Consider the following 25,893-nt stretch of genomic DNA (forward strand, 5'->3'; position numbering starts at 1 on the left):
ATTCTTAATGTTTGATCTTTCTATCTTTAGCCAGTTTTCTAATAACAATATTTTGGTTGTTGGCGACGTAATGCTCGACCGTTATTGGACAGGCGACTCACAACGTATTTCACCTGAAGCTCCAGTGCCTGTTGTTAAAATATCAGAGCTGGATGACAAAGTGGGCGGCGCTGCAAACGTTGCACGTAATATTGCTCACTTAGATGGCAAAGTTACGTTAATGGGTATTATTGGACAAGATGAAAATGGCGAAAGACTGACTCAACTTTTAGAAGAAGAACAAGTTAACGCTAAGCTACTGAGTCAATCTCATCAGCCTACAATCACAAAGCTAAGAGTTATTAGTCGTCAGCAACAAGTGGTCCGTTTAGACTTTGAAGAAGCGTTTGCTGAAGAGCATGCACAAGCGTTAGTGGAACAGTTTAAAGCTGAGCTACAACATCATCAGTTTGTCGTGTTTTCGGATTACAACAAAGGTTCATTACGCTTTATTGGTGAGATGATAAAAATTGCACGCGACGCAGGTAAAACCGTACTGGTGGATCCTAAATCAAAAGATTTATCTGATTACGCTGGTGCGTCTGTTATTACACCCAATAAAACCGAGTTTGTTGCTGCAGGCGGCTTAGTACATAGTGAAGAAGCTATTGTTGAATCGGCACAGCAAATAATGACAAACTGCAATATAGAGTCAATTTTGCTCACGCGAAGTGAACAAGGTATGTCAGCCATCACTAAGTCTGAAAAAGTAGACATGCCAGCTCAAGTACTCGAAGTATCTGATGTAACGGGTGCTGGTGATACGGTTATTGCGACGTTGGCAATGATGATGGCGTCAGGGTTAGAGTTAGCTGATGCCGCAAAAGTCGCTAACTTAGCAGCGGGTATTGTGGTGGCTAAACTTGGTGCAGCAACTGTTTCTCCGGAAGAACTTTACCGGGTTGTAAATAAACATTTATTTGCATCAAAGCAACGTCATTATCAAACGCCTTTTGAGGATGTGTTGCAGCATATTCGATTTGCTCGCCAAAGCGGTGAAAAAATTGTTTTCACTAATGGCTGTTTCGATATTCTTCATGCGGGTCATGTGCATTATTTGGAACAAGCAAAAGCGCTTGGTGATAGGCTTGTTGTTGGTTTAAACAATGACGCTTCCATCACTCGATTAAAAGGTGAAGGACGACCAGTAAATCCACTTGAACAACGCGCTACTGTGATTAGCGGCTTAGCGAGCGTTGATTGGGTCATTCCGTTTGGCGAAATTAACGGTAACGAGTTTGATGACACACCGTACGAATTAATTAAATTGATTGCACCTGACGTTTTAGTTAAAGGTGGTGATTACACTCCAGAAACTATAGTTGGTGCTGATATCGTTCAATTAAACGGTGGTGATGTTGCGGTTATTGAGTTTGTTGACGGTTGTTCAACAACTAAAATAATCGAGAAAATTAAGCGTTAACCTCTAACGCAACTAACCTAAACGTTGCGCTATAGGTGAAACGTTTAGGTTTACTTTAATCGGCTATGAGTTCGAACGATTGCTTGCCTTGCGAAACCCCATTTATTAACACTTCAACATAGTGAGTTCCGCTGTAATAACGTCGGGTATTAATTGGTTTGAAAGAGTGTGATTTAGTAAGTTTAATCTCTTTTTCGGGCGCTTTAATTTCTTTCCACTTAAATACTTTACCTATATGTTGGCCGCGGCCTCTCAAGTGATAAACTTTATAATCCACCAGTAACGGCATCGTAGACTCTTTAATATTGAGCGATAAATCAATGCTTTCACCAACCCTTACAATCGCTTTATTCAAGTAAACTTCGCTGACCAATCCTTTGGGATCGCTATAACCAAATAACCTCAACGTATCAACGTTCCCTGCCTTTATTAAACTCCGGCAAGCGTGCTTAACCATTCTTAGCCTGTTATTACTGTTGCTTTCCGATAGCCATTTTTGAGCTATTTCATTAACGTTTTCCGGATAAGACTTACTAATATCGTTAAGGTGATTGGCAACACTGCGTCTTACATATTCCGACTCATCATTCCTTAATGTGCCGAGGTGGGTAGATACCCAATCAGGGTGATCTTTAAATTCTGGAAGTTGCATTGCCCAAGGTAATAGCGGTCTTGTGCCTTCGCTGACTAAACGTCTAACATGATGACAAGAATCTAAACACCAGCCCTCCATTATTTTTAAACACTTTGAAGGGTATTCAATCAATAGGTGGCGTATACCAAACTCGCTGGTAAATCTTTTAGTTAATTGTTTTTGTGCTTCAAGTGCAAGCACCAAAGGTTGATAGTCGGCTTCAGGTGCCGTACTCACAGCAGAATTGATTTTTAAGCTTTGCTCTTGAACACCTCGCCTTCCAACATATTCGGTAAAAGGCATTATCATCCAACCAGCAACGCCCTCTTCTGTGGTGGTCACTTCTTTTAAGTCTTGGTTGTCACTAACTGGTAATAAAACGGTCGTTAAAGCCGCAATAGCCTCTGAATAACAGTCAGGTAATGTTTTAAACAACGCTATAACAATTTGTTCGCTGCGATCTTTTAATTCGCGTTGTTCCAGTTTATCACTGGCAATATCTATGAATTTTTCTGGCTCGAATGGATGCGGATGTGAGTCGAAGTATTGGCGGAGTAATTGCGCAGTAACTTCAATTTGAGGCTTATTAAACACGGACTTCATTCAACTGCCTCAAAATAAAGATGACACGAATGGTCATCGTTAATCGTTAATCGTTAATCGTTAATCGTTAATCGTTAATAATATTATAAACAACAGTGGTAATTGTTGCTGTCATTTCCGCATGAGACAATATGGCATTAAGTCCTGCCTTCCCCACAGCTTCCCGCGCTTCTTTATTACTTAACCAGCCAGTCATTATTTGAGTAAACTCTGGTTCTGAATTCGCGATAACTAACCCGCCAGCTTCAACCAACTCACTGCAAACTTCCGGGTTATTATAAACATGAGGTCCCATTACAACAGGTTTCGCATATGCTGAGGCCTCAAGCGGATTGTGGCCGCCCTTTTCTGCAATAGAAACCGCCAACAAAAGCAACATCTGCAGCTCCATATAAACGATTTAGCTCACCCATTTTATCAACAAGCAATACATCTATTTTATCGGTTACGGACTCATCTAAGCTAAGCTGAGCAATTTTTACGTCTTGGACCAATAAGTACTCTAACACTTGCTGAAAGCGCTCAGGGTGTCTAGGGGCGATCACCAATAATAACTCTGGAAAACTCTTTTTAAGTTTCACATAAGTTGAAATGACCACTTCTTCCTCATCAAGGTGAGTACTGCCAGCAATAAATACCAAACGGTTTTCAACATTATATTCTTTACGAGTAATCTGACTTAGTTCAGACGCAGGCACTTCTATATCAAATTTCAAGTTACCAACAATTTCTATGCGTGACTCTGGAAGGCCCAATTCTACGTAGCGATCAAAGTCATCTTGGTTACGGGCCAGTACTTTAGATAAGGACTTGATCATTTGCCCTGAAAGCCAACTAAAGCGCTGATAGCCTCGTTTAGTTTTGTCGGTCATTCTGGCATTAACCACAACCACAGGTACTTTTTTAGCTCGACACTTCCTAATAAGATTAGGCCAAAGCTCCACTTCCATTATCAAAGTAACAACAGGCTTCACTTGCCTTAACAGAGCCGACATCATCCAAGGTAAATCGATTGGTAAATAGGTATGAAACACACGTTTACCCATTTCGTCGGATAAACGCCTTTGCAGTTGATGCTTGCCGGTTAATGTATTTGTGGTGACTACCACATAGTGTTCTGGGTGCTGCTTGAGGATTTCTCTGATAAGACCGATAGTGGCGGTCACTTCACCCATTGACGCACAGTGAAACAACACAGATTTATGTCTAATTTTTTTAGGTAATCGCCTCGGCATTAAACCGAATTTCTGTCCCCAATCAAGGTCCATTTTAACGTTAGCTCGAGCCCTGTGATTAAACACCTGAATTGTTGACTTATGAAGTAGATACAATAACCATTTTGCCAGTTCAACGGCACCAACGATTATAAGTAAAACGTTATATGGAAATAACGCCATCAATTGCTTCATTCTTTATATCCTGCTAGCAATTCGTGCCAATTTTGTTCGTTAAAATGAAAGTTCGAATTCAAACCTTTCTCTTTCAATAAAGACCTTTTTAAGCGTTCCAGATTTGATTGTTTCCAATCGTCTGAGCTTAACCTAAACTCGCACCTATCAAAGTCTATCAATGTAATATCTGTTTGATTTGAAATAAGTATATTATGGATATTCAAATCTGCATGAAAAACATTGTTATCATGGAAAAGCCTTATCGTTTTACCAATTTCATTCCATACATTAGGCGTTAATTCTTTTTTAAGCAATAAGTTATAAGCATCTTTTGCGCCAGCAATACGCTCTATTAAAATATCGTTGCTATAAAAGCTCAATGAGTGGTGTTTCACCTTACATGCTAAAGGCCTTGGCACTGGTAAACCGATTTCCCACATTTTTGCTAATAACTCAAACTCTAGGTATGCGCGAGAATGAGTTACATTCTTAAAAATAAACTTATCTTTGTTAAAATGCCGAACCAGGCCACCACGGTAATAGTGGCGTAAAACCATTTCTACCGATTCATCATTATTATTGTCGGTTTCAATAAAGTACGTAGTAAAACGACCTTTTGACGTGCCTGTTACTTTTTTCAGGGATAGCCAATACTCAGCATCAAACCAATCATTGTTTAAGAGCCCTTCAAATTCAGATAAAAACTTAAACTGAATAGAGCCATCTGTTATTTCGGTAGATTTTAGAGTAGGTCGTTTATTTAGCACTTTTTGCACGTTTCTTTTAAGCCTTAATTTAGCTAAGATCATACCTTAGCTTAACCTATTTATGCCAATTCGTTTTTTGGAGTTATTTTTGAACACACCTCTGCAATCTATTTGTATTTTAAGACTTTCAGCTATTGGTGATGTATGTCACGCGGTGGCTGCAGTGCAAGCAATCCAAAAGCAGCACCCACAGGCAAAACTCACGTGGATTGTAGGTAAAGTGGAATACCAACTTTTAAAAGAATTGCCTGGCGTAAACTTCATTATTTTTGAAAAAAACTTAGGCAAGCAAGCTTTCAGAAAGCTAAAGGAAGACTTAAACGACGAAGTTTTTGACGTACTACTTCATATGCAAGTCGCTTTTAGAGCCAATTGGGCTGCTCGTTTAATTCGTGCTAAAAAGAAAATTGGCTTTGATTGGAGCCGAGCAAAAGAGTTACACGCATTATTTACCAATAGCAGAATCAAGCCTCAAACAGAGCCTCATGTATTAGAAGGCTTTTTTGCTTTTGCTGAAAAGGTTGACGTACACGCTAATACTCTAGATAGTTTGTCATGGGATATTCCTGTTTCTCAGCAAGACAAAGAATTTGCAGACTCTTTAATAGTGGCGAACAGCAAACACATTGTAATAGCGCCGGCAGCTAGTAAGGCCGAGCGAAATTGGTTACCAGAACGATACGCACAACTTGCTGATTATGCCCATGAGCAAGGTTTTAAAATAAGCCTTTGTGGCGGACCAGGTCCGTTAGATAGAGACATAGCTGATAAAATCATTGCCAGTGCTAAATGCCCTATTCAAGACCTGATTGGCAAAACGTCACTAAAGCAAATGTTAGCTTTGTTGAACAATGCCAGTTTAGTTATTGCCCCCGACACTGGTCCTGCTCACATGGCCGTTACACAAAAAACGCCAGTTTTAGGTTTGTATGCACACTCAAACCCTAAACGAACTGGTCCTTACTTGTACCAAGATTATGTTTGCAGTGCTTATGATGAACACATTGAAAAGCAATTAGGTAAACCTGCTAAGCAATTAAAGTGGGGCGTTAGAGCAAAAGGTAAAAACCTTATGGAATCAATAACGGTTGAAAGTGCTATTACTAACTTTGATCGCCTGGTAAAGGACTTTTCGTTATGAGCCTAACGTTTAACAATAAAAACAAAGCGCTATTTTTAGATCGCGACGGTGTTATCAATGTTGACCATGGTTACGTATATAAACCTGAAGAATTTGAGTTTATAGCTGATGTATTCAGCGCTGTTAAAGCGTTCTCTGATGATGGTTTTTTAATTGTCGTTATTACTAATCAATCTGGAATTGGCCGAGGTTACTATAGCGAATCTCAGTTTGATCACTTAACACAATGGATGATGAACGAGTTTAAAAGCCGTGGCATTACTATTTCTACCGTTAAATTTTGCCCGCATCACCCTAAAAATGCACAGCCTGAATACTTAATGGACTGTGATTGCAGAAAGCCTGCACCTGGAATGATATTGGACGCTATTTCAGAGTTAAATATCGACCCAGCTCAATCTATCTTTGTGGGTGATAAAGAGTCTGATATGAAAGCGGCCAGTTCCGCAAACGTCCAGTTTAAGTATTTAGTAGAAAGCGGACAGACATTTTCGGATCAGCAAGCACAGTCAGCTGATGCCGTTTTTTCAGACTTATCAGCGCTTACTCAATACTGGTTTAACCGCAGTAACTGAATACATCATAGGCACGGGTTCGTTTTCAACGAGTTTTTGAAAATGGCCAGGCGACGTTTCCTCTAATCCATCAAAGCAGTTATATGGACTATAGTCGTGTTCTCTAAATGCTTTGATAGAAAGCCCTGCAGCTATTAAAGCAGAAATGACTTCACTTAGAGAATGTGCCCAGGTTGCAATTTCTTGCTCTTCATCGCCGCTGTTTTCAGTATAAGTAGACTCACTTTCAACATACGCTTCATGTGTATTAAAATATGGATAACCCGCCATCACATCATGAAACGGGTGGAACTCTATAAGATGAAACTCTCCGCCTTCTTTTAGAGACTCAGCGATAACATTAGCCCATTGAGTAAGGTCCGGCAACCAACATAAAACGCCATAAGAGGTATAAACCACATCATACTTTGAATCATCAACCTGTCGTAGTTGCAGCACGTCTGAGCAAATAAACTTGCTATCTAAACCCGTTTCCTTCGCAATGTGAGTTGCCTGTTTAATAGCAGTATCAGACAAATCTACGCCAGTTACTGATGCACCTAAACGTGCCAATGACAGTGAGTCTAGCCCAAAGTGACATTGCAGATGCAACAACGACTTATCAGTAACATCGCCTAACAGCTCCAGTTCTAAAGGGTTCAGAGAGCTTTTTCCTGATAAAAAGCCCGCAAGATCGTAAAACTCCGACTCCCTATGAATTTCAGTTCGACGGTTCCATGCTTGTTGGTTCATTTCTAGATGTTTCATCTCGTTTACAACCTATTGTGTTTTTTAATCTTATTTTTACCATTCCCTGCTCGGATGTCTATGCTAAGTGCTGACGAGCAGAAATAAAAACAGTACAATCAGCCACACTTAGTGGCAACTAAAATCGTGCCACCCAAACTCATATTGGAGCAATTTTACATGCGTGCAGCTGGATTTTTTAAAAACCTAAATGAGCAAATTGAACAAGTAAAACAAGACGGACTATATAAGTCTGAGCGTATTATTACTTCTCAACAAAAGTCGAGTATTGATGTTGGCAATCAACAAGTTTTAAACTTTTGTGCAAACAACTACTTAGGCTTAGCAAATAGCAAAGAGTTAATTGATGCTGCACATGACGGTTTAAATAATCATGGTTTTGGTGTTGCTTCTGTTCGTTTTATCTGTGGTACACAAGACATCCATAAACAACTTGAAGCTAAAGTGAGTGACTTCCTGAAAACAGAAGACACGATTCTTTACAGCTCTTGTTTTGACGCCAATGGCGGTTTATTCGAAACCATTTTAAGCGCTGAAGATGCCATCATTTCTGATTCTTTAAATCATGCTTCGATTATAGATGGCGTTTCGTTTGTCTAAATGTAAACGCTACCGCTATGCAAATAACGACATGGCCGACCTAGAAAAGCAACTTCAACAAGCTGATGCTGATGGCGCTCGTTTCAAGTTAATTGCCACTGATGGCGTATTCTCAATGGACGGTGTAATTTGTGACCTTAAAACCGTTTGCGACTTAGCGGACAAATACGACGCATTGGTAATGGTTGATGACTCTCATGCTGTGGGTTTTGTTGGCGAAAATGGCCGTGGAACACATGAATACTGTGACGTGCTAGACCGTGTTGATATTATTACCGGTACGCTTGGTAAAGCTTTAGGCGGCGCTTCAGGTGGTTATACGTCGGGTAAAAAAGAGGTGATTGAATGGTTACGTCAACGCTCACGCCCATATTTGTTCTCTAACTCACTTGCGCCATCTATTGTAACGGCGTCGTTAAAAGTATTGGACATGTTAGAGCAAGGCTCGGCACTTCGTGACACTTTATGGTCTAACGTTGCTTATTTCCGTGACAAAATGTCAGCTGCTGGTTTTACACTAGCCGGTAAAGACCACGCTATTATTCCTGTAATGTTGGGCGATGCAAAATTAGCCTCTAGTTTTGCCGACAAAATGCTTGAACGCGGTATTTATGTTGTTGGTTTTAGCTTCCCTGTGGTGCCAAAAGGCCAAGCAAGAATTAGAACTCAAATTTCTGCAGCGCATACGCAAGAGCAATTAGATAAAGCCATTAATGCATTTATTGAAGTTGGCAAAGAGCTAAAGGTTATTTAATCATGAAAGCACTCGCTAAATTAAAATCAGAAAAAGGCATCTGGATGACAGATGCTGAAAAACCAACAATGGGCCACAACGATCTTTTAATTAAGATCCGTAAAACGGCTATTTGTGGCACCGACATGCACATCTACAACTGGGACGAATGGGCACAAAACACGATACCAGTTCCTATGGTTGTTGGTCATGAGTACGTTGGTGAAGTTGTAGATATGGGACAAGAAGTTCGTGGTTTCAGCGTTGGCGACCGTGTTTCAGGCGAAGGTCATATTACCTGTGGTCATTGCCGTAACTGTCGTGCTGGTCGTGTACACCTATGTCGTAATACCACTGGCGTTGGTGTTAATCGTGAAGGCTCATTTGCAGAATACTTAGTTATCCCTGCTTTTAACGCTTTTAAAATGCCAGATAACATTTCAGATGACTTAGCCTCTATTTTTGACCCATTTGGCAATGCTGTGCATACGGCGTTATCTTTTGATTTAGTGGGTGAAGATGTACTTATAACTGGTGCCGGACCGATAGGAATTATGGCCGCAGCAGTAGCCAAGCATGTAGGTGCAAGACATGTTGTGATCACCGATGTGAACCCTTATCGATTAGAGCTTGCAGAAAAAATGGGCGCCACTCGCGCTGTAAATGTTGCAAACACTGATCTTAAAGAAGTCATGAATGATTTAGGCATGACGGAAGGATTTGATGTAGGGCTAGAAATGTCTGGTGTACCAAGCGCATTCAGCTCTATGCTCAATAACATGAATCACGGTGGCAAAATTGCCATGTTAGGTATTCCTCCATCAAGCATGGCAGTAGATTGGAACCAAGTTATCTTTAAAGGCTTAGTCATCAAAGGTATTTATGGTCGTGAGATGTTTGAAACCTGGTATAAAATGGCCAGCTTAATTCAATCCGGATTAGACATTTCACCTATGATTACGCATCAATTCCATATTGATGACTTCCAAAAAGGCTTTGATACTATGGGTTCAGGCCAATCAGGAAAAGTAATCTTAAACTGGGACTAATCAATACTTAAAAGGGAATTTAGTAATGTCAGAATTGAAAACCAAGCCAACATTAATGGAGCCCAAAACCTTTATTGATGGTTTGTCCGATGAAAAGAAGCGTAATGACGCAGACGCGTTGCTCACTATCATGTCTGACATTACTCAACAAAAACCAACCATGTGGGGCGACAGCCTCATTGGTTTTGGGCAATACAAATATCAATACGCCAGTGGCAGAAAAGGTGAATGGTTTAGAGTAGGCTTTTCGCCTCGCAAACAAAACATCACCCTCTACATCATGAATGGCTTTAGCCAATACCAGCATCTATTAGAAAGGCTTGGCAAACACAAAACCGGCAAGTCCTGCCTCTATATCAATAAACTATCAGATATCGATGTAGACGTATTAAAACAAATGATCGCCCTTTCCTTCCAAGCGCGTTTTGACAGCGAAATATAACCCTATTTAAAGGATTAAAGATGTTTAGCAACGAACAAATCGATATTGACGTTCTACCTGATTTCACCCAAGTTGATTATAAAAAAATGGATAAAAACGCGCCTTTTGAGCAGTTAATAGGATGGGGAATTACTTTTGCCATTGTATATACGGTTTTAATCATTGCTTGGTTGGTACTTAACATTCCAAATGACGTCGCTTTGTATATTGGTTTAGGATTGTTAGCCGTTATGGCTTGGATAGTTTACTACATTTTTGCTAGTCACAAACAACGAGGTATTGCACTTAGAGAGCAAGACATTCTTTATAAACGTGGCTTAATTTGGCGAACCACAACCATAGTTCCATTTAATCGAATACAGCACATAGAAACGCAAAGAGGCTTATTTGAGAGAAAACTTGGATTAGCTACGGTAAAAATATTTAGTGCAGGCGGACTGTCATCGGATTTAGTAATTAGCGGATTGAGCGTACTTAGAGCATCGCAGTTACGCCAGATAATTTTAGACAAGACAAATTCGGAACAGTTAAAAAATGACTGAGATTACCACGAGCAAACAAAGTGAATCTGAGTGGCATCAACTGTCTCCTTTTTCCATTGTCTTTTTTATTATAAATTTCACAATACGCTTTATACGCGAAGGTATTATCAACTTAGCGCCAGCGTTAGCCATTTTCATTACTCAGGTTGATGATAAGCTATTTTGGTTAGGCATCGCCGGTGCTGCTTTTGTGGTTGGCTTAGTCATCTTCTCAATTCTCTATTATCGTAATTTCCGCTATCGAGTTTCTGACGGGCAAATCATTTTACGACGAGGGATTTTAAGTAAAGAGCGAACCACGTTAAAGTTTGAAAAGGTCCAAAATGTGAACCTTGCAACCCCTTTTTACTTCGCGCCTCTTAATCTTGTTAACTGTATTTTCGATTCTGCCGGCTCAGCCCAAAAGGAAATCAGCTTACCAGGCATTTCAAATGAATACGCAGAACAAGTTCGTACCGATATTTTTGACTATAAGAGTCAACTGAAAGCCAATGGTATTGAAGCAGACGCAGCACAGGAAGGTAGTGACGCAGACAGCACTAACTCAATGGTTAATGATAAACCAATGATACGTTTGTCGCTGGCTGAAATAGCACGATTTGGATTGTCTTCTAATATGACATTCATTTTATTAGCGGTGTTAGCCCCTTTCATGGAAACCATTATTGATTTCTCAAAGGACTCTATTGTTCCTAACATCGTTTCCGTATTGGCTACCGTATTACCACAATCGCCATTGTTAAATGTTGTTGCCGTTGTGTTATTCAGTGTTCTAGTTATTTTGACGGCGCTAATGCTATCTGTACTCTCGTCTATCGTGCAGTTCTACAACTATGAGTTATATGACCAAGGCAAGCAATTTAAGCGCACTGCGGGCTTATTTGAGAAACATCAAATTTCAATTGCGAAACATAGAGTGCAAGCTATCAGCATAAAACAGAACTGGGTATTTAAGTTACTTAAGCGCGTGACAGTGCAGTTCCATCAGCTGGCTATTGCTCATGGTCAGAATGCAAAAAATAAGAACAACCTATCCATTCCCACTTTATACCCAGAGTTATGGCCTAATATCGTTGACAAAACGTTCAATGATTTAAACATTAGCGAGTTAAATTTTATGGGAATTAGTGCTCGTTATATTTCACACGTCATTGCTGTTTATTGGTTATTTCCGCTTTCGGTATTAACGTTGATTTTAATCCAGATTGATTCAAATTGGATTTGGCTTTTGGCTATTACACCCATTGGTGCTGGCTTAGTTTATTTGAAGTGGCGACGTTATGGGCTTTGGTTTAACGATAACTTTGTAGCCATTAGAACGGGCTTTGTAGGACAAAAAATTACCGTTTTACCGCTTTATAAAGTGCAAAACATATCTCAAGTACAAACCCCAATGTTACGCAGAAACAACTTAGCTAATATTGTTTTGCAGTTACCTTATGGTAAAGAGAGTTTGCCTTTTGTGCCAAAGCGCAAAGCTCGTGCGTTCTTAAACTTATGCGCCTACCAAATAGAAAGAAGCGAAAAGTCCTGGCTTTAGCTTCGCCAGAACGCAGGTGTAAATAACACGAGTAAAGTAAAGACTTCTAAGCGACCGAATACCATTGCAAGCATTAACACCCACTTGCCGGTATCGGTCACGCTTGAATAGTTTTGAGCAACTTCACCTAGTCCAGGACCAAGGTTATTTAAGCTTGCTGCCGTCGCCGTAAATGCGGTTAAGTTATCTAAACCTGTACCCACTAATGCCAGCATAATTAATACAAACACTAACGTATATGCAGAAAAGAATCCCCAAACAGCCTCAACAACACGATCTGGTAAAGCTTTTTTACCGAGTTTAATTGAGTATATTGCTTTAGGGTGCACTAAACGGTTCATCTCTCGCATTCCCTGTTTGAAGAGTAATACCACTCTTACTACTTTTAAACCGCCACCCGTTGAACTCGCGCAACCTCCAATAAATGAACTGAAGATTAGTAATATAGGTAAAAACACTGGCCAAGCAGCAAAGTTAGTTGTCGCAAACCCAGCGGTAGTAGACATTGAAACAGACTGAAGTAACGCTTGGTCTAATGCTTCAAATTTATCCCCAAACACTTCATATTCAATAAGAATGTAGAAGCAGATCACTGCCAAAACTAATTGAATCACCAAGAACGCCTTATACTCAGGATCTCGAATGTAATGCATAACAGATTTGTTTCTAAACGCAGCAAAGTGCAACGAAAAGTTGGCCGCAGCAATTAACAAAAACACCACGCAAATCATATTAATGGCTGGGCTGTTAAAGTACGCTAAACTGGCATCATGGGTAGAAAAACCACCAATTGCGATTGTTGAAAAGGCATGGCAAATGGCATCAAATGTAGACATCCCTGCGAGCCAATAACTCACTCCACACGCTAAGGTTAAAATCACATAGATATACCATAAGTGCTTAGCCGTATCGGCGATACGCGGGGTCATCTTACTGTCTTTCATTGGCCCTGGTGTTTCAGCTCTGTAAAGCTGCATACCACCTACACCTAGTAAAGGAAGGATAGCCACAGCTAATACAATAATACCCATGCCACCTAGCCATTGCAGTTGCTGACGGTAAAATTGAAATGACTTAGGGAGTTCATCTAAACCGGTTAGAACCGTGGCTCCTGTAGTCGTTAACCCAGAAAAGGATTCAAAAAAGGCATCGGCTATTTTTATTTCAGGTGTGACAGAAAAGATAAATGGCAGTGCACCAAATGAGCCCAGTACTAGCCAGAAGAAGACGACGATTAAGAACCCTTCCCTGGCTCTCAAATCTGATTTTTGATGGCGGTTTGGATAATAAATTAAACCACCAGCAAATAAAGCAAAGAAAAACGCTAATACAAATGGTAACGCACCACCATCACGATATATCACCGATACGATTGACGGTGGCAACATGGCTAAACTGAAAATACAAACCAGTAAGCCTAATATTCGAATAATGGCGCGATATTGCATTGTTTTTCTTATTGTTCGTTAAAGTAGAACTATTCTAAACCAAGATCTCTTGTCATGTTCTCATTTTTCTCACGATGAACAATAATATTATCTTCAATTCGAATTCCACCAAATGGTTTAAGCTCTTTTACTTTATCCCAATTAACCATTGCGTGACGCTCTGTACCGACTAAATCGCCAAGTAAAGAATCAATAAAGTACAGTCCTGGTTCTACCGTAAAGACCATGTCTGCTTCAATTGGGCGAGTTGTTCTTAAAAACGGGTGCTGTTTAGGCGAAGGAATATGTGTTCCTCGAGTATCAGCCATAAAGCCACCGATATCATGAACTTGTAATCCTAAGTGATGGCCTAATCCGTGCGGGAAGAAGGTGCTTGTTAATCCACTTTCTACGGCAACATCACCACTTACATTAGTAATCCCAAATTCTTTTAACGTTTCACCAATCAATTGATGCGTTTGAATATGAAGGTCTACATAACTCGCGCCAGGCTTTAAACCATTACCCATTTTTACAGTAATGTCGTCTACGGCTTTAATAAGCTCTGCAAATTGGTTTTGTTGTTTGGCATACGTACGAGTAATATCCGCTGCATAACCATTGCACTGAGCACCAGCATCGATAAGAAAGCTTCTATGTTCAGCTGGAGGCGTGCGATCAAAATGGGTGTAATGCAAAATCGCAGCATTTTCATTTAGCGCTACAATGTTGCCATACGGCGTGTCATTTTCCATTTGATGGCTAGCGGCTAAATAAGCTTGCTGAATGTCGTACTCTGAACCACCCGCAAAAAATGTGTTTTTTGCCGCGGTGTGCGACAAAACAGCGAGTCTGTTTGCTTCACGAAGGCTATGCATTTCATACTGTGATTTATACGCACGGTGATAGTGAATAAAGTTAACCACAGACTCAGGATTGATATGACCAAAGTTAAGAGCTTTGGCGACGTCTACTTGCTCACCTAAATATGCGAAATTAGCTTTATCATAAGGTAATAACTTTTCAACCTGTGAAGGGTTTTTAAGGTATTCAATATCAAAGCTTTCAGTCCAGTATTCTGTTGGTTCGTCAGGAACTTTATGCCAGAAATCTACAGGGCGATAAAAAATTAGTTTAGGCTTATCTGTACCATTAACCACTAACCAACAATGAGGGTTATCAATAACAGGAACCCAAGCTTTAAACTGAGGATTAGGTTTAAAAGGATAGTACATGTCGTCTAAGAATTGACGCATAGGCTGACCACTATGGATAACAATGCCGTCTAAACGTTCAGTTTGAACAATTTCTTTGGTTAACGCTTGTAAACGTTCAATATGAGCTGGATAAGTATCCGCTAAGTTATTCATTAGTGTCATTTTCTATACTCCTATTTATATATTCAAGGAGTGTAACACCTATATTTTATAACATTAAGCTAAGCCGTTAAATTTCCGGCTTAACCTGTAGCGTTGTGATATCAGCCGTCAAATTTGACTCTTCTTGTAGAAGGTTTTGATAGACTTGTTTGTAAGCAAGCACGGCTTTTACATAGTTTCTTGTTTCTTTATACGGGATAGACTCAATCCATGCATCGGCATTTACGGCTTCTTCTGGTAACCACTTTTTAACTCTGTGGTAACCCGCATTATAAGACGCAGCAGCCAACACCAAGTGCTGATCGGTTTTATCCAATAAATTTTCTAAATATGACGAGGCGTACTTTAAGTTAGTTTCGGGTTCAAACAAGTCGTGTTTTGACACTCTTTTTCGAGCGACCAATGATGCAGTAGCAGGCTTAATCTGCATAAGGCCTGCGGCGCCTGCTGAAGAAAAGGCATCTTCAATAAAAGAACTTTCTCTACGAATAATAGCGAAAATCAAACTTGCCGGTAAGCCAGTACGTTTTGCCTGCTGTTGGATAATCTTATTGAAGGCAAGTGGAAAACGTAACTCAACATCATTTAAGTAATCCACTTTAGATAAAGCGAAGATTGGTCTATCAACCCAGCCATGTTCTGCCGCCATTTGAGAGGCAACTAACAACTCTTCTTCAGAAACTTTACTGACCAGGTAATTCCATTCTTTTCTGGCTTGCAACAACGAGTTTGAGTGGTACAGAGCGAGCGCTCTTTTAAACGTATCATTGCTTTTTATCTTAGCTTGCATCACTAAATCAGCGGTTATTGGCTCATGTCGAATATTTAATTTTATATCTAACGATGAGGCGGCCATAAAACCATAGTAATCACGACGCTCTGCAAGTTCTGAGAGCAATCGATGAGCATAATCTTTATCGCCAACCTCTAGTTCAGCCTTTGCTCGCCAAAATACAACCGATGGGTCGACTTGATATAACTCAGGTAAAGAATCAAGCGTATCCAAAACCACTTGCCAATTATTGGTCGCCAACGCTCTTGCCAGCTTCCACTGTTTTACGCTCTCGTCAACAACATCACTTGGCAAAGCATTAAGTAATTCCAGCGCCATCGGTGATTTATTTACCGCAAGAGCAATTGCTGATTTTTTATCAATATAGACTTTGGTTTTGTCTTCAAAGCTGTGTATCGACTTTTTACCTTCCCACCATTGATAAAAAACCTCTGGGTTTGCAAACGCTAACTTACCAGAAAATACCTTCAATATATCTAACTCGTTTTTATTGTGGAACGGAAAAAAACCATCACGATAAATTGTTTTAGGGCGCTTACTCGCTTTGACCCATAAATCCACTAGGTATTGATGATCGGTAGGTAAGTATCGCTTTAAATACTGTGCGAGTTTAAAATTACGAGAAAGTGCCGCAATCTTTACTCTTTGTAATGCGTCTTCAGGTTTGAGTAGATCACTGTTGTACCACGCAGAAAACAAGCCATCACATTCTTTTGGCAATGACTTGTTGGTGACCCAAACATCGGCTATTTGGTCACTTAATTGCTCTAGCGAGCTGAGTTCTAACCGCCAATCTAAATAACGGCAATCTAGTACCCTGTCCGCACCAAACTGATAAACATCAAAAAATGCGTCTCGGTAATTATTATTTGCTAAATAGTGCACCCATTTTAGCTTTAAGGAAGGGATAAATGGCGCACCGTCAAATTCATTAATAAACTCATTAATGACCGCTTTTTTATCTATATCTAACGTGGCTGACAGATAGTTAGCTTTTGCGTAGGGAAATAATGGGTAATTTGAAAAAGTATTAACTAACCTTAAATAGTCGTTGGTATCGCCTGCTTGGGCAATCTCTTCAAATTCCGTAAAAGATATTTGGGTTTTACTGGTATTTATGGAGGATGAACTTAATGGTGCAGACAATAACTGCAGCGGCAAGGTAACCAAACAAATTGCGCTTAACTTTACGAATTTGCTCATACTAATTTGAACCTTTTTTACTGCCATGAGTCTTCACCACTTATACACCGGATATTTTAGTCTAAACTAACTTAACAAAAATCGCTGAGTGTTTGACCTTATTTTTTAGATTCTTTAACCAAATCTTTAAATAGTACGTACTACTTGTGGTCGTATCTAAGGAAAAACATTGATTTTTAGTGTATTTAAGGCGACACTCGTAGAACAATATCAACTGGTCGTACCATTTAATTTTGGGAGTATAACAATGATTTTTAAAGGCCAAACCGTCAATGTAACCATGGGTGAACATGGAATTGCCCACTTTACATTCGATGCCCCTGGTTCAGTCAACAAGTTTGATCAACAAACTATTCAAGACTGCAAAGACGCTACTAAAGCGATTAATGAAGACAGTTCGATTAAAGCCGTATTATTCCGTTCTGCTAAATCTGCCTTTATTGTAGGTGCTGACATCACTGAGTTTTTAGAAACCTTTAAGCAAGACGAAGATATTCTTGTTGATTGGGTAAAGTCTAGCTCTGACATGTTTGATGGCATCGAAGACATTAAAGTACCAACGCTAACGGCTATCTCAGGATTTGCGTTAGGTGGTGGTTTTGAGCTTTGTTTAGCAACTGACTTCCGTGTTGTAGATGAAACAGCGCAAGTTGGCCTACCAGAAAACAACTTAGGCTTAATTCCAGGTTTTGGTGGTACGGTTCGTTTACCACGAGTTATTGGTCCTGATAATGCACTTGAGTGGATTACATCAGCTCGCCCTAAGAAGCCTAAAGATGCCCTTAAAATGGGTGCGGTAGATGCATTTACTAGCAACGACAAGATAATTGATGTTGCAACGTCTATGTTACAACAGGCAATTGAAGGCAAACTAGATTGGCAAGCTCGTCGAGCTCAAAAACTAGCACCTATTCAATTTAGCCCAACAGAATTAGAAAACGCAGTGACTGTTGCCAAAACAATGGTAATGGCGAAAGCAGGTAAACATTACCCTGCGCCGGTTGCTGCAGTAGATAGCGTATATGAGTCAGCTGGCATGAGCCGCGACGACGCTGTGCGTGTTGAAAACCGTTACTTCGCGAAATTAGCTAAAACAGATGCTGCAACGGCCATGATTGGTAACTTCATGAATGACCAGTACGTTAAAGGTTTAGCGAAAAAAGCGGGTAAAGTTAATACTCACGAAATTAAACAAGCCGCTGTATTAGGCGCAGGTATCATGGGTGGCGGTATTGCCTACCAATCTGCATCTAAAGGTACACCTATCGTAATGAAAGACATTGCACAGGGTGCGCTTGATCAGGGCATGGCTGAAGCTTCTAAGATTCTTAATAAGAAACTTAAAAAAGGTCGTATCGACGGTGTTAAGTTGGCAACAACGTTAAACAACATTCAGCCTTCTTTAAGCAATGAATCGTTGAAGTCTGCAGACTTTATTATTGAAGCTGTGGTTGAAAACCCGAATGTAAAAGCGTCAGTTCTTGCTGAAGTAGAAGGTTTAGTTGAAGACAATGCCATCATTACTTCGAACACATCAACCATCTCTATCAACCGTTTGGCTAAAAGCCTAAAACGTCCAGAAAACTTCTGTGGTATGCACTTCTTCAATCCAGTGCCATTAATGCAGTTAGTGGAAGTTATCCGCGGCGAAAACACATCTGATGCAACTATCGCAGCGACGGTTGCCTACGCAACTAAAATGGGTAAGACGGCAATTGTTGTTAACGACTGTGCTGGATTCTTCGTAAACCGCGTATTGTTCCCTTACTTCGCTGGTTTCAGCTTATTACTTAACGACGGCGCACACTTTGCGCAAGTTGATAAAGTGATGGAACGTGAGTTTGGCTGGCCAATGGGACCTGCAATGTTGTTAGACGTTGTTGGTATCGATACTGCTGATCATTGTACGGACGTAATGGCCGATGCTTTCCCAACAAGAATGAAAAAGCTAGAAAACGACCCTATTTCTGTTCTTTACGGCAGCAAAATGTTTGGTCAGAAAAATGGCAAAGGTTTCTACGAGCATTCTAAAGACAAACGCGGTCGCCCTCAAAAACAAATTAAAGATGAAACACTATCTTTATTAGGTGATGTTGCTGCGATGGACAAAGAGTTCGACAAAGCAGACATCATTGACCGCTTAATGATCCCTATGATTAACGAAACTATTCGTTGTCTAGAAGAAGGTATTGTTGCCTCTCCTTCAGAAGCTGATATGGCGTTGTTATATGGTATTGGTTTCCCTCCATTCCGCGGCGGTGTATTCCGTTACGTTGATACAGTAGGTCTTGCTAACTTTGTTGCAAAAGCTGATAAGTACAAAGACTTAGGTGAGATTTATCATGTAACCGATAAAACACGTCAAATGGCTGAAGCTGGCCAGACTTTTTACGGCACATACACAGGTAAGTAGGAGCGAATAAAATGAAAAATGTAGTGATTATAGATTGCGTTCGTACTGCAATGGGCAAAGCCAGAAATGGCATGTTCGAAAATGTACGTGCTGAAGATTTATCAGCAGCAGTAATGAAGTCTTTACTTGAGCGTAATCCAAAGGTTGATGCCGCTGAACTTGATGATGTTATCTGGGGTTGTGTAATGCAAACTCTAGAACAAGGTTTCAACGTAGGCCGTCAAGCTGCTTTATTGGCAGGCATTCCAACGTCAGTTCCTGCTGTAACGGTAAACCGCTTATGTGGCTCTTCTATGCAAGCACTTCATGATGCAGCCAACAAGATAATGGCTGATCAAGGCGACATGTTTATTATTGGTGGTGTTGAGCATATGACTCACGTTCCAATGACACATGGCTTAGATTTCCACCCAGGATTAAACTTAAACACAGCTCAAGCTGCTGGTTCAATGGGTTTAACTGCTGAAGCGCTAGCTCGTAAACATGGCATTAGCCGTGAGCAGCAAGATGAGTTTGGTGTTCGTTCACACAGATTAGCTTATGAAGCTTCTGTAGAAGGTCGATTCGCAAATGAAATCATTGCTGTTGAAGGCCATGACGAGAATGGCGCATTAACCATGTGTGACTACGACGAAGTAATTCGTCCACAGACAACAATGGAAACAGTTTCACCACTACGTCCAGTGTTTAACCCGGTAAATGGTACAGTAACAGCAGCGACGTCTTCTGCGCTTTCTAATGGTGCCTCAGGCATGTTAGTGATGAGCGAAGAAAAAGCCAATGAGCTGGGCCTTAAATTCCGCGCTAGAGTTAAAGCTATGGGTGTATCTGGTTGTGAGCCATCAACAATGGGTTGGGGTCCAGTACCTGCAACTGAAAAAGCACTTAAACGTGCCAACATTGGTATTCAAGATATTGGTCAATTTGAATTAAATGAAGCATTCGCAGCTCAAGCATTATCAGTAGTTAAAGGCTTAGGCATTGAAAATCGTATGGACGACATTAATCCAAACGGTGGTGCAATTGCGCTTGGTCACCCACTAGGCTGTTCAGGCTCGAGAATATCTACAACGCTAATCAACAATATGGAGCGTGCAGACGCGAAATATGGTTTAGCAACTATGTGTATTGGTTTTGGCCAAGGTATTGCGACTATTTTTGAACGTCCATAACCGTTAAACCAATCAATAAAAGTGCAGTGGTTTGAAGCCATTGCACTTTTTTTTTATCTGTTTAAAATCTTATTCATGTTTTGTTACATAATTTCAGTAACATAAAACTTCTATTGCTAAGAGCCTAATATGACTTCACCAAACAGAACATTAGATGCTATGGGGCTTAGATGCCCTGAGCCTGTGATGATAATTAGAAAAGAAGTTCGCGGAATGAATGTAGGGGAAACCCTGTTAGTAAAAGCCGATGACCCTGCTACAGTTAGAGACATCCCTTCATTTTGTAGGTTTATGGGGCATGAATTACTAGAACAAAATAGTAAAGAAATACCTTTTGTTTTTCTAATAAAAAAGGGAACATAATCTTGTAACCATATTTGGGACGGATGTATATGCAAGAAAAGTATGAAAAGTGGCACCGTTATATAAATACTGACAACGTTGACAACGTTGAAGTAAAACGTCAAAACATATCACTTTTAGCAATGATTACCTTAGCAATTGTAGTACTTGCAGGTTTGTTGATCGTTAATCACCAAGAGTACAGTGCAATACTCAATGCATCAATTTTTGGCGGGCTATGTTTTGTAATCATCAGTGCTTGTATTTTTTACTTAACACCGTTTCAGCAAGTTGGGCGTATCGTTTTATGCTCAGGTTTACTCGTATTTAATGGCATGCTCATCTATTCTGGAGGCACTGAGAGTACAGCGCTCTATTGGTTGTTTTATTATCCTCTCATGTCTTATTCCGTAACAGGCCCTAAGTGGGGATCGTTCTTTTCTCTTTGTTTTATCGTTATAGCGTTTTTTCTTCTCTATACCGACGGCGCTATCACAGCAAATTATGCAATGGCAGAGCGAAGTCGTTTTCTTTTATCTAGCCTTGTGATCATTTTGTTTTCTTTCATAAACGAATTTTACAGGGAGCAAAGCCGCACTAAAATCGAGTCGGTTTCAATTGATCATAAACGAGATGCAAACACAGATGCACTAACGGATATTCCAAACCGTCGCTTCTTAGAAGCCTCGTACTTCCCATATTTAAAGGCAAACGCAAACTTATTATTGCCAGCCTCTCTTATTATGACAGACATCGATCACTTTAAAGTTATCAATGATACTTATGGTCATGATGTTGGTGATAAAGCTATAGTCCACTGTGTAAATGTTATAAAAAAAGCGCTACGTAATACCGATGTACTTTGTAGAGTCGGTGGTGAAGAGTTTTTAGTGTGCATACCTCAAATGGGCATTAAAAAGGCTGAAAAAATTGCTGAAAAAATTCGTGTCTCTTTACAAGATACACCGATGGTTTTAGAAGATGGTAAATTATTAACCATTAGAAGTAGCTTCGGTGTATCTGAAATAGTGTCCTCTGACGAATTTAATAGTGCAATAAAATTGGCAGATGAACGATTATATGCGGCAAAAGAAAAAGGCCGAAACAGAGTAGTGGCGGCTTAAATAGTAAGATAAGCCATAAAGATACTGGCTAACTATGGCGCTAGTTTTAGAATAAACTTAGTTTGGTTTAGCCAATTCAATATTCAACGACACGGGTTTATTGTTTTGCGTATTGATAACAAATTTATATTTAGTGTTTATGGTTGGCGTAAATTTTATCGCGCCAGCCAAAGGCATTAACATCTCTTCCTTAGTTAATTTAGGGCACGTTAGTTTTACTGTTTCACCCAATTTTATTGTGTTACTTTTACCGTTATATACGCCGCAGTTTTTACCACTAGACCAAGCCTTATCAGCAATTTTGAGATGATACGGCTGTCCGTCATTTTGAAGGTCCACGTAAATTACGGCTTGATTCTCTGAACTCGTTTTAAATTCATACTCTCGTTTAGCTTCCCACCAAGAAAACTCAGATCTTAAAAAGAAGCCTGTAGCGTCTTTCTGTTGATGCGAAACACAAGCTGAAATCAGCAGAGAAGCCGTCATTAGAGCTAATATTTTTTTCATTTACACGTACTCCTCGAATTTTGTAAAGCAGAATTCATATTACGCACTAGTAATAAAAAAATCTGGCAGTTTACCGGCTTATTATTCCAAAGTTATTCTAAAGCTGTTCCAGTGGACGATTAAAGCTCTGTTAAAGTCGCGCCATATGAAAAAGGCTTCAAATGCACCTGCAATTCTAAGACCATAAGTAGTGCCAAATTTAAGTCAAAAAAAAGCCCAGTCATTTTAGAAACTGGGCTTCTGTAAATCATTTTAAGACTATAAAACTGAAATATCAGCTGTATGCATGAATAATGACTGTAAACGACCCAGAATAGCATAGCGATTGCTTCTGATAGCTTCATTCTCATCATTAACCATAACGCCGTCAAAAAACAAGTCTATTTCAGTCTGTAATGCAGCTAAAGAGGTTAACCCTTCGCTGTACTTACCATTTGAAAAGCTTGTTTCTACGCCAGGCGCAACGTCTTCAATTTTATTAACTAAGCTAATTTCAGCGGCTTCCGATAAAAGTGTCTTATCGATATCGGAAAAGCTGCTTTGTGAGTTTTTGCTTAGAATATTGTTAACACGTTTATTTGCTGCAGCTAACGCTGAAGACTCTGGCAATTTAGCAAACTCAACAACTGCCGCTAAACGCTTATTAAAGTCTAACGCTGACGTTGGTTTTTTAATTTCAACGGCACGAATAACTTCAACAGACACACCGTGATCTCTATAGTGCGCTTCAAAACGCCCTAACATAAAGTCAAAAACATCATTTACAACGTTGTCGTTTGTTAACTTATCACCGAATAATGAAGCAGCCTGCTCTGCTAACTCTTTAAAGTCTAGCTCAAGCTCTTTTTCAATCATTATTCTAATAATACCAATTGCAGCACGGCGCAGTGCAAATGGGTCTTTGTCACCTTTCGGGAATTGGCCAATACCAAAAATCCCCACCAAAGTGTCAAACTTGTCAGCTAACGCAACTGCACATGCTTCTTTGGAAGTTGGTAACTCATCACCTGCAAACTTCGGCAAATACTGTTGATAAAGTGCATCAGCTACAACCGCATCTTCACCGTCATTTAACGCATAGTATTTACCCATGATCCCTTGGATATCGGTAAACTCCATAACAACTTCTGTCATCAAATCTGTTTTTGACAGTAGGCCTGCTCTTTTAGCGTGCTCTTCATTTGCGTCTACTTTGCCAGCAATAAAGCCCGCTAGTGAAGAAATTCGTTCTGACTTTTCTTTTAACGTACCTAGTTGTTTTTGGAACAAAACGCTTTCTAGGCTAGACAGTCTCGACTCCAAAGACGTTTTCTTATCTGTATTATAGAAAAACTCAGCATCCGCTAAACGAGGGCGAATAACCTTTTCGTTACCTTCAATTACGGCACTAGGCTGTTTGCTTTCTATGTTACTTATGAATAGAAACTTAGGAAGAAGATTTCCGTTTTCGTCTAGCATTGGGAAGTATTTTTGATCATCCTTCATCGTATAGATAAGCGCTTCTTGAGGCACCTCTAAGAACTTCTCTTCAAAAGTTCCTACTAGTGCAACAGGCCATTCTACTAAAGAAGTTACTTCGTCTAATAAGTCTTGGTCGTCTTTAACAACGGCGTTATTAGCTGTGCAAATTGATGTCATTTGTGACTTGATTGAAGATTGTCTTTCATCGAAGTTTACAAGTACGTGAGCTTCTTTTAATTCAGCTTCGTAGCTATCTGCGTGTGAGATAGCTACTTTTCCTCTATGATGAAAACGGTGTCCTTGAGATAAATTACCTGAACTTAAACCTAATACTTCTACTGGAATCACCTTGTCACCAAACATAGTGATTAACGTATGCACAGGACGAATAAATTCAGCGTCATTCGCGCCCCAACGCATAGGCTTTGGAATAGGTAACTGTTTTAGAGAGGCTTTTACAAAACCTTCTAATAACTCATTTAGTGTTTTACCAGGCACCGTCGCTTTATGGAGTAACCACTCGCCTTTGTCATTTTTTAGTCTTGTCGCTTCAGAGATATCAATGCCGCAACCTCTAGCCCAACCTAACGCTGCTTTTGTAGCGTTACCATCTGCATCGAATGCAGAAGAAACTGCCGGGCCTCTTTTTTCAACGGCTTTGTCAGCTTGGTTAAATTGAAGGTTAGTAACTTTCACAGCTAGCCTTCTAGGTGCTGCTAACCAATTAATTGCATCAAATTCTAGTTCAGCGTTCTTAAGCTGAGTTTCAAAGCCAGACATTAAACTTTGTGCTAGTTTTTTCAGGGCTTTTGGTGGTAACTCTTCAGTACCTAGTTCAAATATAAAATTTTCTTTCATCGTCATGCCCTACTATTTCGAGTCTTGTACATTGCACATTGGAAAGCCTAAAGCTTCCCTAGCATCATAATAAGCTTGAGCAACTGCTTTAGATAACGCTCTAACTCTTAAAATATAGCGTTGGCGTTCAGTAACGGAAATAGCATGTCTTGCATCTAGCATATTAAATGCATGAGACGCTTTCATAACTTGCTCGTATGCTGGTAACGGTAAGCTTTTTTCAATCAACAATTGGCTAGCCTTTTCCGCGTCATCAAACTCTCGGAACAAAGTGTCTACGTCGGCATACTCAAAGTTATAAGTTGATTGCTCTACTTCGTTTTGGTGGAATACGTCACCGTAAGTCACTTTACCCATTGGACCGTCTGTCCAAACTAAGTCGTAAATGCTATCAACGCCTTGAAGGTACATAGCTAAACGCTCTAGACCATAAGTGATTTCACCTGTCACAGGCTTACACTCAAGGCCACCAACTTGCTGGAAGTAGGTAAACTGAGTTACTTCCATACCATTTAGCCAAACTTCCCAACCAAGACCCCAGGCACCTAACGTAGGCGACTCCCAGTTGTCTTCTACAAATCTAATATCATGAACTAGCGTATCTATGCCAAGCTCTTCTAAAGAGCCAAGGTAAAGCTCCTGAATGTTATCTGGAGATGGCTTTAGCATTACTTGAAACTGGTAATAGTGTTGAAGACGGTTTGGATTTTCACCATAACGGCCATCTGTAGGTCTGCGACAAGGTTGAACGTATGCAGAACTAATTGGCTCTGGCCCTAATGATCTTAAAAAAGTCATTGGATGGAAAGTACCTGCGCCAACAGCCATATCTAAAGGCTGGATAATGACACAACCTTGTTTTGCCCAATACTCTTGTAGTGCAAGGATTAAACCTTGAAAGGTATTAATATTATATTTGCTCATGATTTGTGTTTACCAATTTGCTTTCGTAAAAATTTTAACTCTTAAATAAATAAAGCCTAGCAGT

The 25,893-nt window shown here is 40.0% G+C and carries 22 protein-coding genes and 1 pseudogene; 12 read left to right on the forward strand and 11 right to left on the reverse strand.

Going from position 1 to position 25,893, the window contains the following annotated elements:
* The first annotated feature begins 7 nt into the window (after window positions 1-7).
* Window positions 8-1,462, forward strand: a complete 1,455-nt coding sequence (hldE, locus tag GNP35_RS13990) for a bifunctional D-glycero-beta-D-manno-heptose-7-phosphate kinase/D-glycero-beta-D-manno-heptose 1-phosphate adenylyltransferase HldE (protein WP_155696811.1) — start codon at window positions 8-10, stop codon at window positions 1,460-1,462.
* Window positions 1,463-1,517: 55 nt separating this feature from the next.
* On the opposite strand, the gene GNP35_RS13995 is transcribed toward hldE, so the two are convergent.
* From GNP35_RS13995 to GNP35_RS14010, 4 genes are all read right to left on the reverse strand, one after another.
* Window positions 1,518-2,699 carry a hypothetical protein gene (locus tag GNP35_RS13995; RefSeq protein WP_155696812.1) on the reverse strand — a complete coding sequence of 394 codons (1,182 nt, stop codon included), beginning with the start codon at window positions 2,697-2,699 and terminating at the stop codon, window positions 1,518-1,520.
* A gap of 67 nt (window positions 2,700-2,766) precedes the next feature.
* Complete coding sequence (locus GNP35_RS14000; RefSeq protein ID WP_196492534.1) at window positions 2,767-3,078, reverse strand: glycosyltransferase; 312 nt, start codon at window positions 3,076-3,078, stop codon at window positions 2,767-2,769.
* A complete protein-coding gene (locus tag GNP35_RS14005) occupies window positions 3,023-4,108 on the reverse strand; it encodes a 3-deoxy-D-manno-octulosonic acid transferase (protein WP_155696814.1) in 1,086 nt (361 codons plus the stop codon). Before GNP35_RS14005 ends, GNP35_RS14000 begins: the two co-directional genes overlap by 56 nt.
* On the reverse strand, window positions 4,105-4,899 hold the full coding sequence (locus tag GNP35_RS14010) for a 3-deoxy-D-manno-octulosonic acid kinase (RefSeq protein ID WP_155696815.1): 795 nt from the start codon (window positions 4,897-4,899) through the stop codon (window positions 4,105-4,107). Before GNP35_RS14010 ends, GNP35_RS14005 begins: the two co-directional genes overlap by 4 nt.
* Window positions 4,900-4,918: 19 nt before the next feature.
* Between GNP35_RS14010 and GNP35_RS14015 the strand changes: the two genes are divergently transcribed.
* Window positions 4,919-5,998 (forward strand): glycosyltransferase family 9 protein, encoded by a 1,080-nt coding sequence (locus GNP35_RS14015; RefSeq protein WP_155696816.1) that lies wholly within the window; start codon window positions 4,919-4,921, stop codon window positions 5,996-5,998.
* Window positions 5,995-6,573: a D-glycero-beta-D-manno-heptose 1,7-bisphosphate 7-phosphatase gene (gene gmhB, locus GNP35_RS14020; RefSeq protein ID WP_155696817.1), complete on the forward strand. Its 579-nt coding sequence runs from the start codon at window positions 5,995-5,997 to the stop codon at window positions 6,571-6,573. The genes GNP35_RS14015 and gmhB overlap by 4 nt, the downstream gene beginning before the upstream one ends.
* Here gmhB and GNP35_RS14025 read toward each other — a convergent pair.
* Window positions 6,535-7,320 carry a class I SAM-dependent methyltransferase gene (locus tag GNP35_RS14025; RefSeq protein WP_155696818.1) on the reverse strand — a complete coding sequence of 262 codons (786 nt, stop codon included), beginning with the start codon at window positions 7,318-7,320 and terminating at the stop codon, window positions 6,535-6,537. The two genes, gmhB and GNP35_RS14025, sit on opposite strands and share 39 nt — an antisense overlap.
* Before the next feature lie 159 nt (window positions 7,321-7,479).
* On the opposite strand from GNP35_RS14025, the pseudogene GNP35_RS14030 reads away from it, so the two are divergent.
* The 5 genes and pseudogenes from GNP35_RS14030 to GNP35_RS14050 all read left to right on the forward strand — a co-directional run bounded on the left by GNP35_RS14030 (window position 7,480) and on the right by GNP35_RS14050 (window position 12,226).
* Window positions 7,480-8,674: pseudogene (locus GNP35_RS14030) on the forward strand (glycine C-acetyltransferase).
* 2 nt (window positions 8,675-8,676) lie between these two features.
* Window positions 8,677-9,702: an L-threonine 3-dehydrogenase gene (gene tdh, locus GNP35_RS14035; protein ID WP_155696819.1), complete on the forward strand. Its 1,026-nt coding sequence runs from the start codon at window positions 8,677-8,679 to the stop codon at window positions 9,700-9,702.
* A 25-nt stretch (window positions 9,703-9,727) separates the two neighbouring features.
* Window positions 9,728-10,144, forward strand: coding sequence for a DUF1801 domain-containing protein (locus GNP35_RS14040; protein WP_155696820.1), 417 nt, complete (start codon window positions 9,728-9,730; stop codon window positions 10,142-10,144).
* Between the two features lie 20 nt (window positions 10,145-10,164).
* Window positions 10,165-10,686 (forward strand): PH domain-containing protein, encoded by a 522-nt coding sequence (locus GNP35_RS14045; RefSeq protein ID WP_155696821.1) that lies wholly within the window; start codon window positions 10,165-10,167, stop codon window positions 10,684-10,686.
* Window positions 10,679-12,226: a PH domain-containing protein gene (locus tag GNP35_RS14050; RefSeq protein ID WP_155696822.1), complete on the forward strand. Its 1,548-nt coding sequence runs from the start codon at window positions 10,679-10,681 to the stop codon at window positions 12,224-12,226. Before GNP35_RS14045 ends, GNP35_RS14050 begins: the two co-directional genes overlap by 8 nt.
* On the opposite strand, the gene GNP35_RS14055 is transcribed toward GNP35_RS14050, so the two are convergent.
* The 3 genes from GNP35_RS14055 to GNP35_RS14065 form a co-directional block, all read right to left on the reverse strand.
* Window positions 12,223-13,674, reverse strand: a complete 1,452-nt coding sequence (locus tag GNP35_RS14055) for a TrkH family potassium uptake protein (RefSeq protein ID WP_155696824.1) — start codon at window positions 13,672-13,674, stop codon at window positions 12,223-12,225. The two genes, GNP35_RS14050 and GNP35_RS14055, sit on opposite strands and share 4 nt — an antisense overlap.
* A 29-nt stretch (window positions 13,675-13,703) precedes the next feature.
* Complete coding sequence (gene pepQ, locus GNP35_RS14060; protein ID WP_155697149.1) at window positions 13,704-15,023, reverse strand: Xaa-Pro dipeptidase; 1,320 nt, start codon at window positions 15,021-15,023, stop codon at window positions 13,704-13,706.
* Between the two features lie 76 nt (window positions 15,024-15,099).
* A complete protein-coding gene (locus GNP35_RS14065) occupies window positions 15,100-17,028 on the reverse strand; it encodes a lytic transglycosylase domain-containing protein (protein ID WP_196492535.1) in 1,929 nt (642 codons plus the stop codon).
* Window positions 17,029-17,275: 247 nt separating this feature from the next.
* On the opposite strand from GNP35_RS14065, the gene fadB reads away from it, so the two are divergent.
* The 4 genes from fadB (at window position 17,276) to GNP35_RS14085 (ending at window position 22,079) form a co-directional block, all read left to right on the forward strand.
* A complete protein-coding gene (gene fadB, locus GNP35_RS14070) occupies window positions 17,276-19,441 on the forward strand; it encodes a fatty acid oxidation complex subunit alpha FadB (protein WP_155696828.1) in 2,166 nt (721 codons plus the stop codon).
* 11 nt (window positions 19,442-19,452) lie between these two features.
* On the forward strand, window positions 19,453-20,613 hold the full coding sequence (fadA, locus tag GNP35_RS14075) for an acetyl-CoA C-acyltransferase FadA (protein ID WP_155696830.1): 1,161 nt from the start codon (window positions 19,453-19,455) through the stop codon (window positions 20,611-20,613).
* Between the two features lie 129 nt (window positions 20,614-20,742).
* Window positions 20,743-20,976 carry a sulfurtransferase TusA gene (gene tusA / locus GNP35_RS14080; RefSeq protein ID WP_155696832.1) on the forward strand — a complete coding sequence of 78 codons (234 nt, stop codon included), beginning with the start codon at window positions 20,743-20,745 and terminating at the stop codon, window positions 20,974-20,976.
* A 29-nt stretch (window positions 20,977-21,005) separates the two neighbouring features.
* On the forward strand, window positions 21,006-22,079 hold the full coding sequence (locus GNP35_RS14085) for a GGDEF domain-containing protein (protein WP_196492536.1): 1,074 nt from the start codon (window positions 21,006-21,008) through the stop codon (window positions 22,077-22,079).
* Between the two features lie 57 nt (window positions 22,080-22,136).
* Here the strand turns inward: GNP35_RS14085 and GNP35_RS14090 are convergent, their stop codons facing one another.
* The 3 genes from GNP35_RS14090 to glyQ form a co-directional block, all read right to left on the reverse strand.
* Window positions 22,137-22,586 carry a hypothetical protein gene (locus tag GNP35_RS14090; RefSeq protein WP_155696836.1) on the reverse strand — a complete coding sequence of 150 codons (450 nt, stop codon included), beginning with the start codon at window positions 22,584-22,586 and terminating at the stop codon, window positions 22,137-22,139.
* Between the two features lie 258 nt (window positions 22,587-22,844).
* A complete protein-coding gene (glyS, locus tag GNP35_RS14095; RefSeq protein WP_414153701.1) occupies window positions 22,845-24,905 on the reverse strand; it encodes a glycine--tRNA ligase subunit beta in 2,061 nt (686 codons plus the stop codon).
* Window positions 24,906-24,917: 12 nt separating this feature from the next.
* A complete protein-coding gene (gene glyQ, locus GNP35_RS14100) occupies window positions 24,918-25,829 on the reverse strand; it encodes a glycine--tRNA ligase subunit alpha (RefSeq protein ID WP_155696840.1) in 912 nt (303 codons plus the stop codon).
* Window positions 25,830-25,893: the final 64 nt, after the last annotated feature.

It is taken from the genome of Psychrosphaera haliotis (assembly GCF_009728465.1).
GTDB lineage: Bacteria > Pseudomonadota > Gammaproteobacteria > Enterobacterales > Alteromonadaceae > Psychrosphaera > Psychrosphaera haliotis.

Bases quoted from the DNA above. Each gene is read 5' to 3' on its own strand.
- hldE (WP_155696811.1), top strand. From the start codon at position 8: ATGTTTGATCTTTCTATCTTTAGCCAGTTTTCTAATAACAATATTTTG.
- GNP35_RS13995 (WP_155696812.1), bottom strand. From the start codon at position 2,699: ATGAAGTCCGTGTTTAATAAGCCTCAAATTGAAGTTACTGCGCAATTA.
- GNP35_RS14000 (WP_196492534.1), bottom strand. From the start codon at position 3,078: ATGTTGCTTTTGTTGGCGGTTTCTATTGCAGAAAAGGGCGGCCACAAT.
- GNP35_RS14005 (WP_155696814.1), bottom strand. From the start codon at position 4,108: ATGAAGCAATTGATGGCGTTATTTCCATATAACGTTTTACTTATAATC.
- GNP35_RS14010 (WP_155696815.1), bottom strand. From the start codon at position 4,899: ATGATCTTAGCTAAATTAAGGCTTAAAAGAAACGTGCAAAAAGTGCTA.
- GNP35_RS14015 (WP_155696816.1), top strand. From the start codon at position 4,919: ATGCCAATTCGTTTTTTGGAGTTATTTTTGAACACACCTCTGCAATCT.
- gmhB (WP_155696817.1), top strand. From the start codon at position 5,995: ATGAGCCTAACGTTTAACAATAAAAACAAAGCGCTATTTTTAGATCGC.
- GNP35_RS14025 (WP_155696818.1), bottom strand. From the start codon at position 7,320: ATGAAACATCTAGAAATGAACCAACAAGCATGGAACCGTCGAACTGAA.
- tdh (WP_155696819.1), top strand. From the start codon at position 8,677: ATGAAAGCACTCGCTAAATTAAAATCAGAAAAAGGCATCTGGATGACA.
- GNP35_RS14040 (WP_155696820.1), top strand. From the start codon at position 9,728: ATGTCAGAATTGAAAACCAAGCCAACATTAATGGAGCCCAAAACCTTT.
- GNP35_RS14045 (WP_155696821.1), top strand. From the start codon at position 10,165: ATGTTTAGCAACGAACAAATCGATATTGACGTTCTACCTGATTTCACC.
- GNP35_RS14050 (WP_155696822.1), top strand. From the start codon at position 10,679: ATGACTGAGATTACCACGAGCAAACAAAGTGAATCTGAGTGGCATCAA.
- GNP35_RS14055 (WP_155696824.1), bottom strand. From the start codon at position 13,674: ATGCAATATCGCGCCATTATTCGAATATTAGGCTTACTGGTTTGTATT.
- pepQ (WP_155697149.1), bottom strand. From the start codon at position 15,023: ATGAATAACTTAGCGGATACTTATCCAGCTCATATTGAACGTTTACAA.
- GNP35_RS14065 (WP_196492535.1), bottom strand. From the start codon at position 17,028: ATGAGCAAATTCGTAAAGTTAAGCGCAATTTGTTTGGTTACCTTGCCG.
- fadB (WP_155696828.1), top strand. From the start codon at position 17,276: ATGATTTTTAAAGGCCAAACCGTCAATGTAACCATGGGTGAACATGGA.
- fadA (WP_155696830.1), top strand. From the start codon at position 19,453: ATGAAAAATGTAGTGATTATAGATTGCGTTCGTACTGCAATGGGCAAA.
- tusA (WP_155696832.1), top strand. From the start codon at position 20,743: ATGACTTCACCAAACAGAACATTAGATGCTATGGGGCTTAGATGCCCT.
- GNP35_RS14085 (WP_196492536.1), top strand. From the start codon at position 21,006: ATGCAAGAAAAGTATGAAAAGTGGCACCGTTATATAAATACTGACAAC.
- GNP35_RS14090 (WP_155696836.1), bottom strand. From the start codon at position 22,586: ATGAAAAAAATATTAGCTCTAATGACGGCTTCTCTGCTGATTTCAGCT.
- glyS (WP_414153701.1), bottom strand. From the start codon at position 24,905: ATGAAAGAAAATTTTATATTTGAACTAGGTACTGAAGAGTTACCACCA.
- glyQ (WP_155696840.1), bottom strand. From the start codon at position 25,829: ATGAGCAAATATAATATTAATACCTTTCAAGGTTTAATCCTTGCACTA.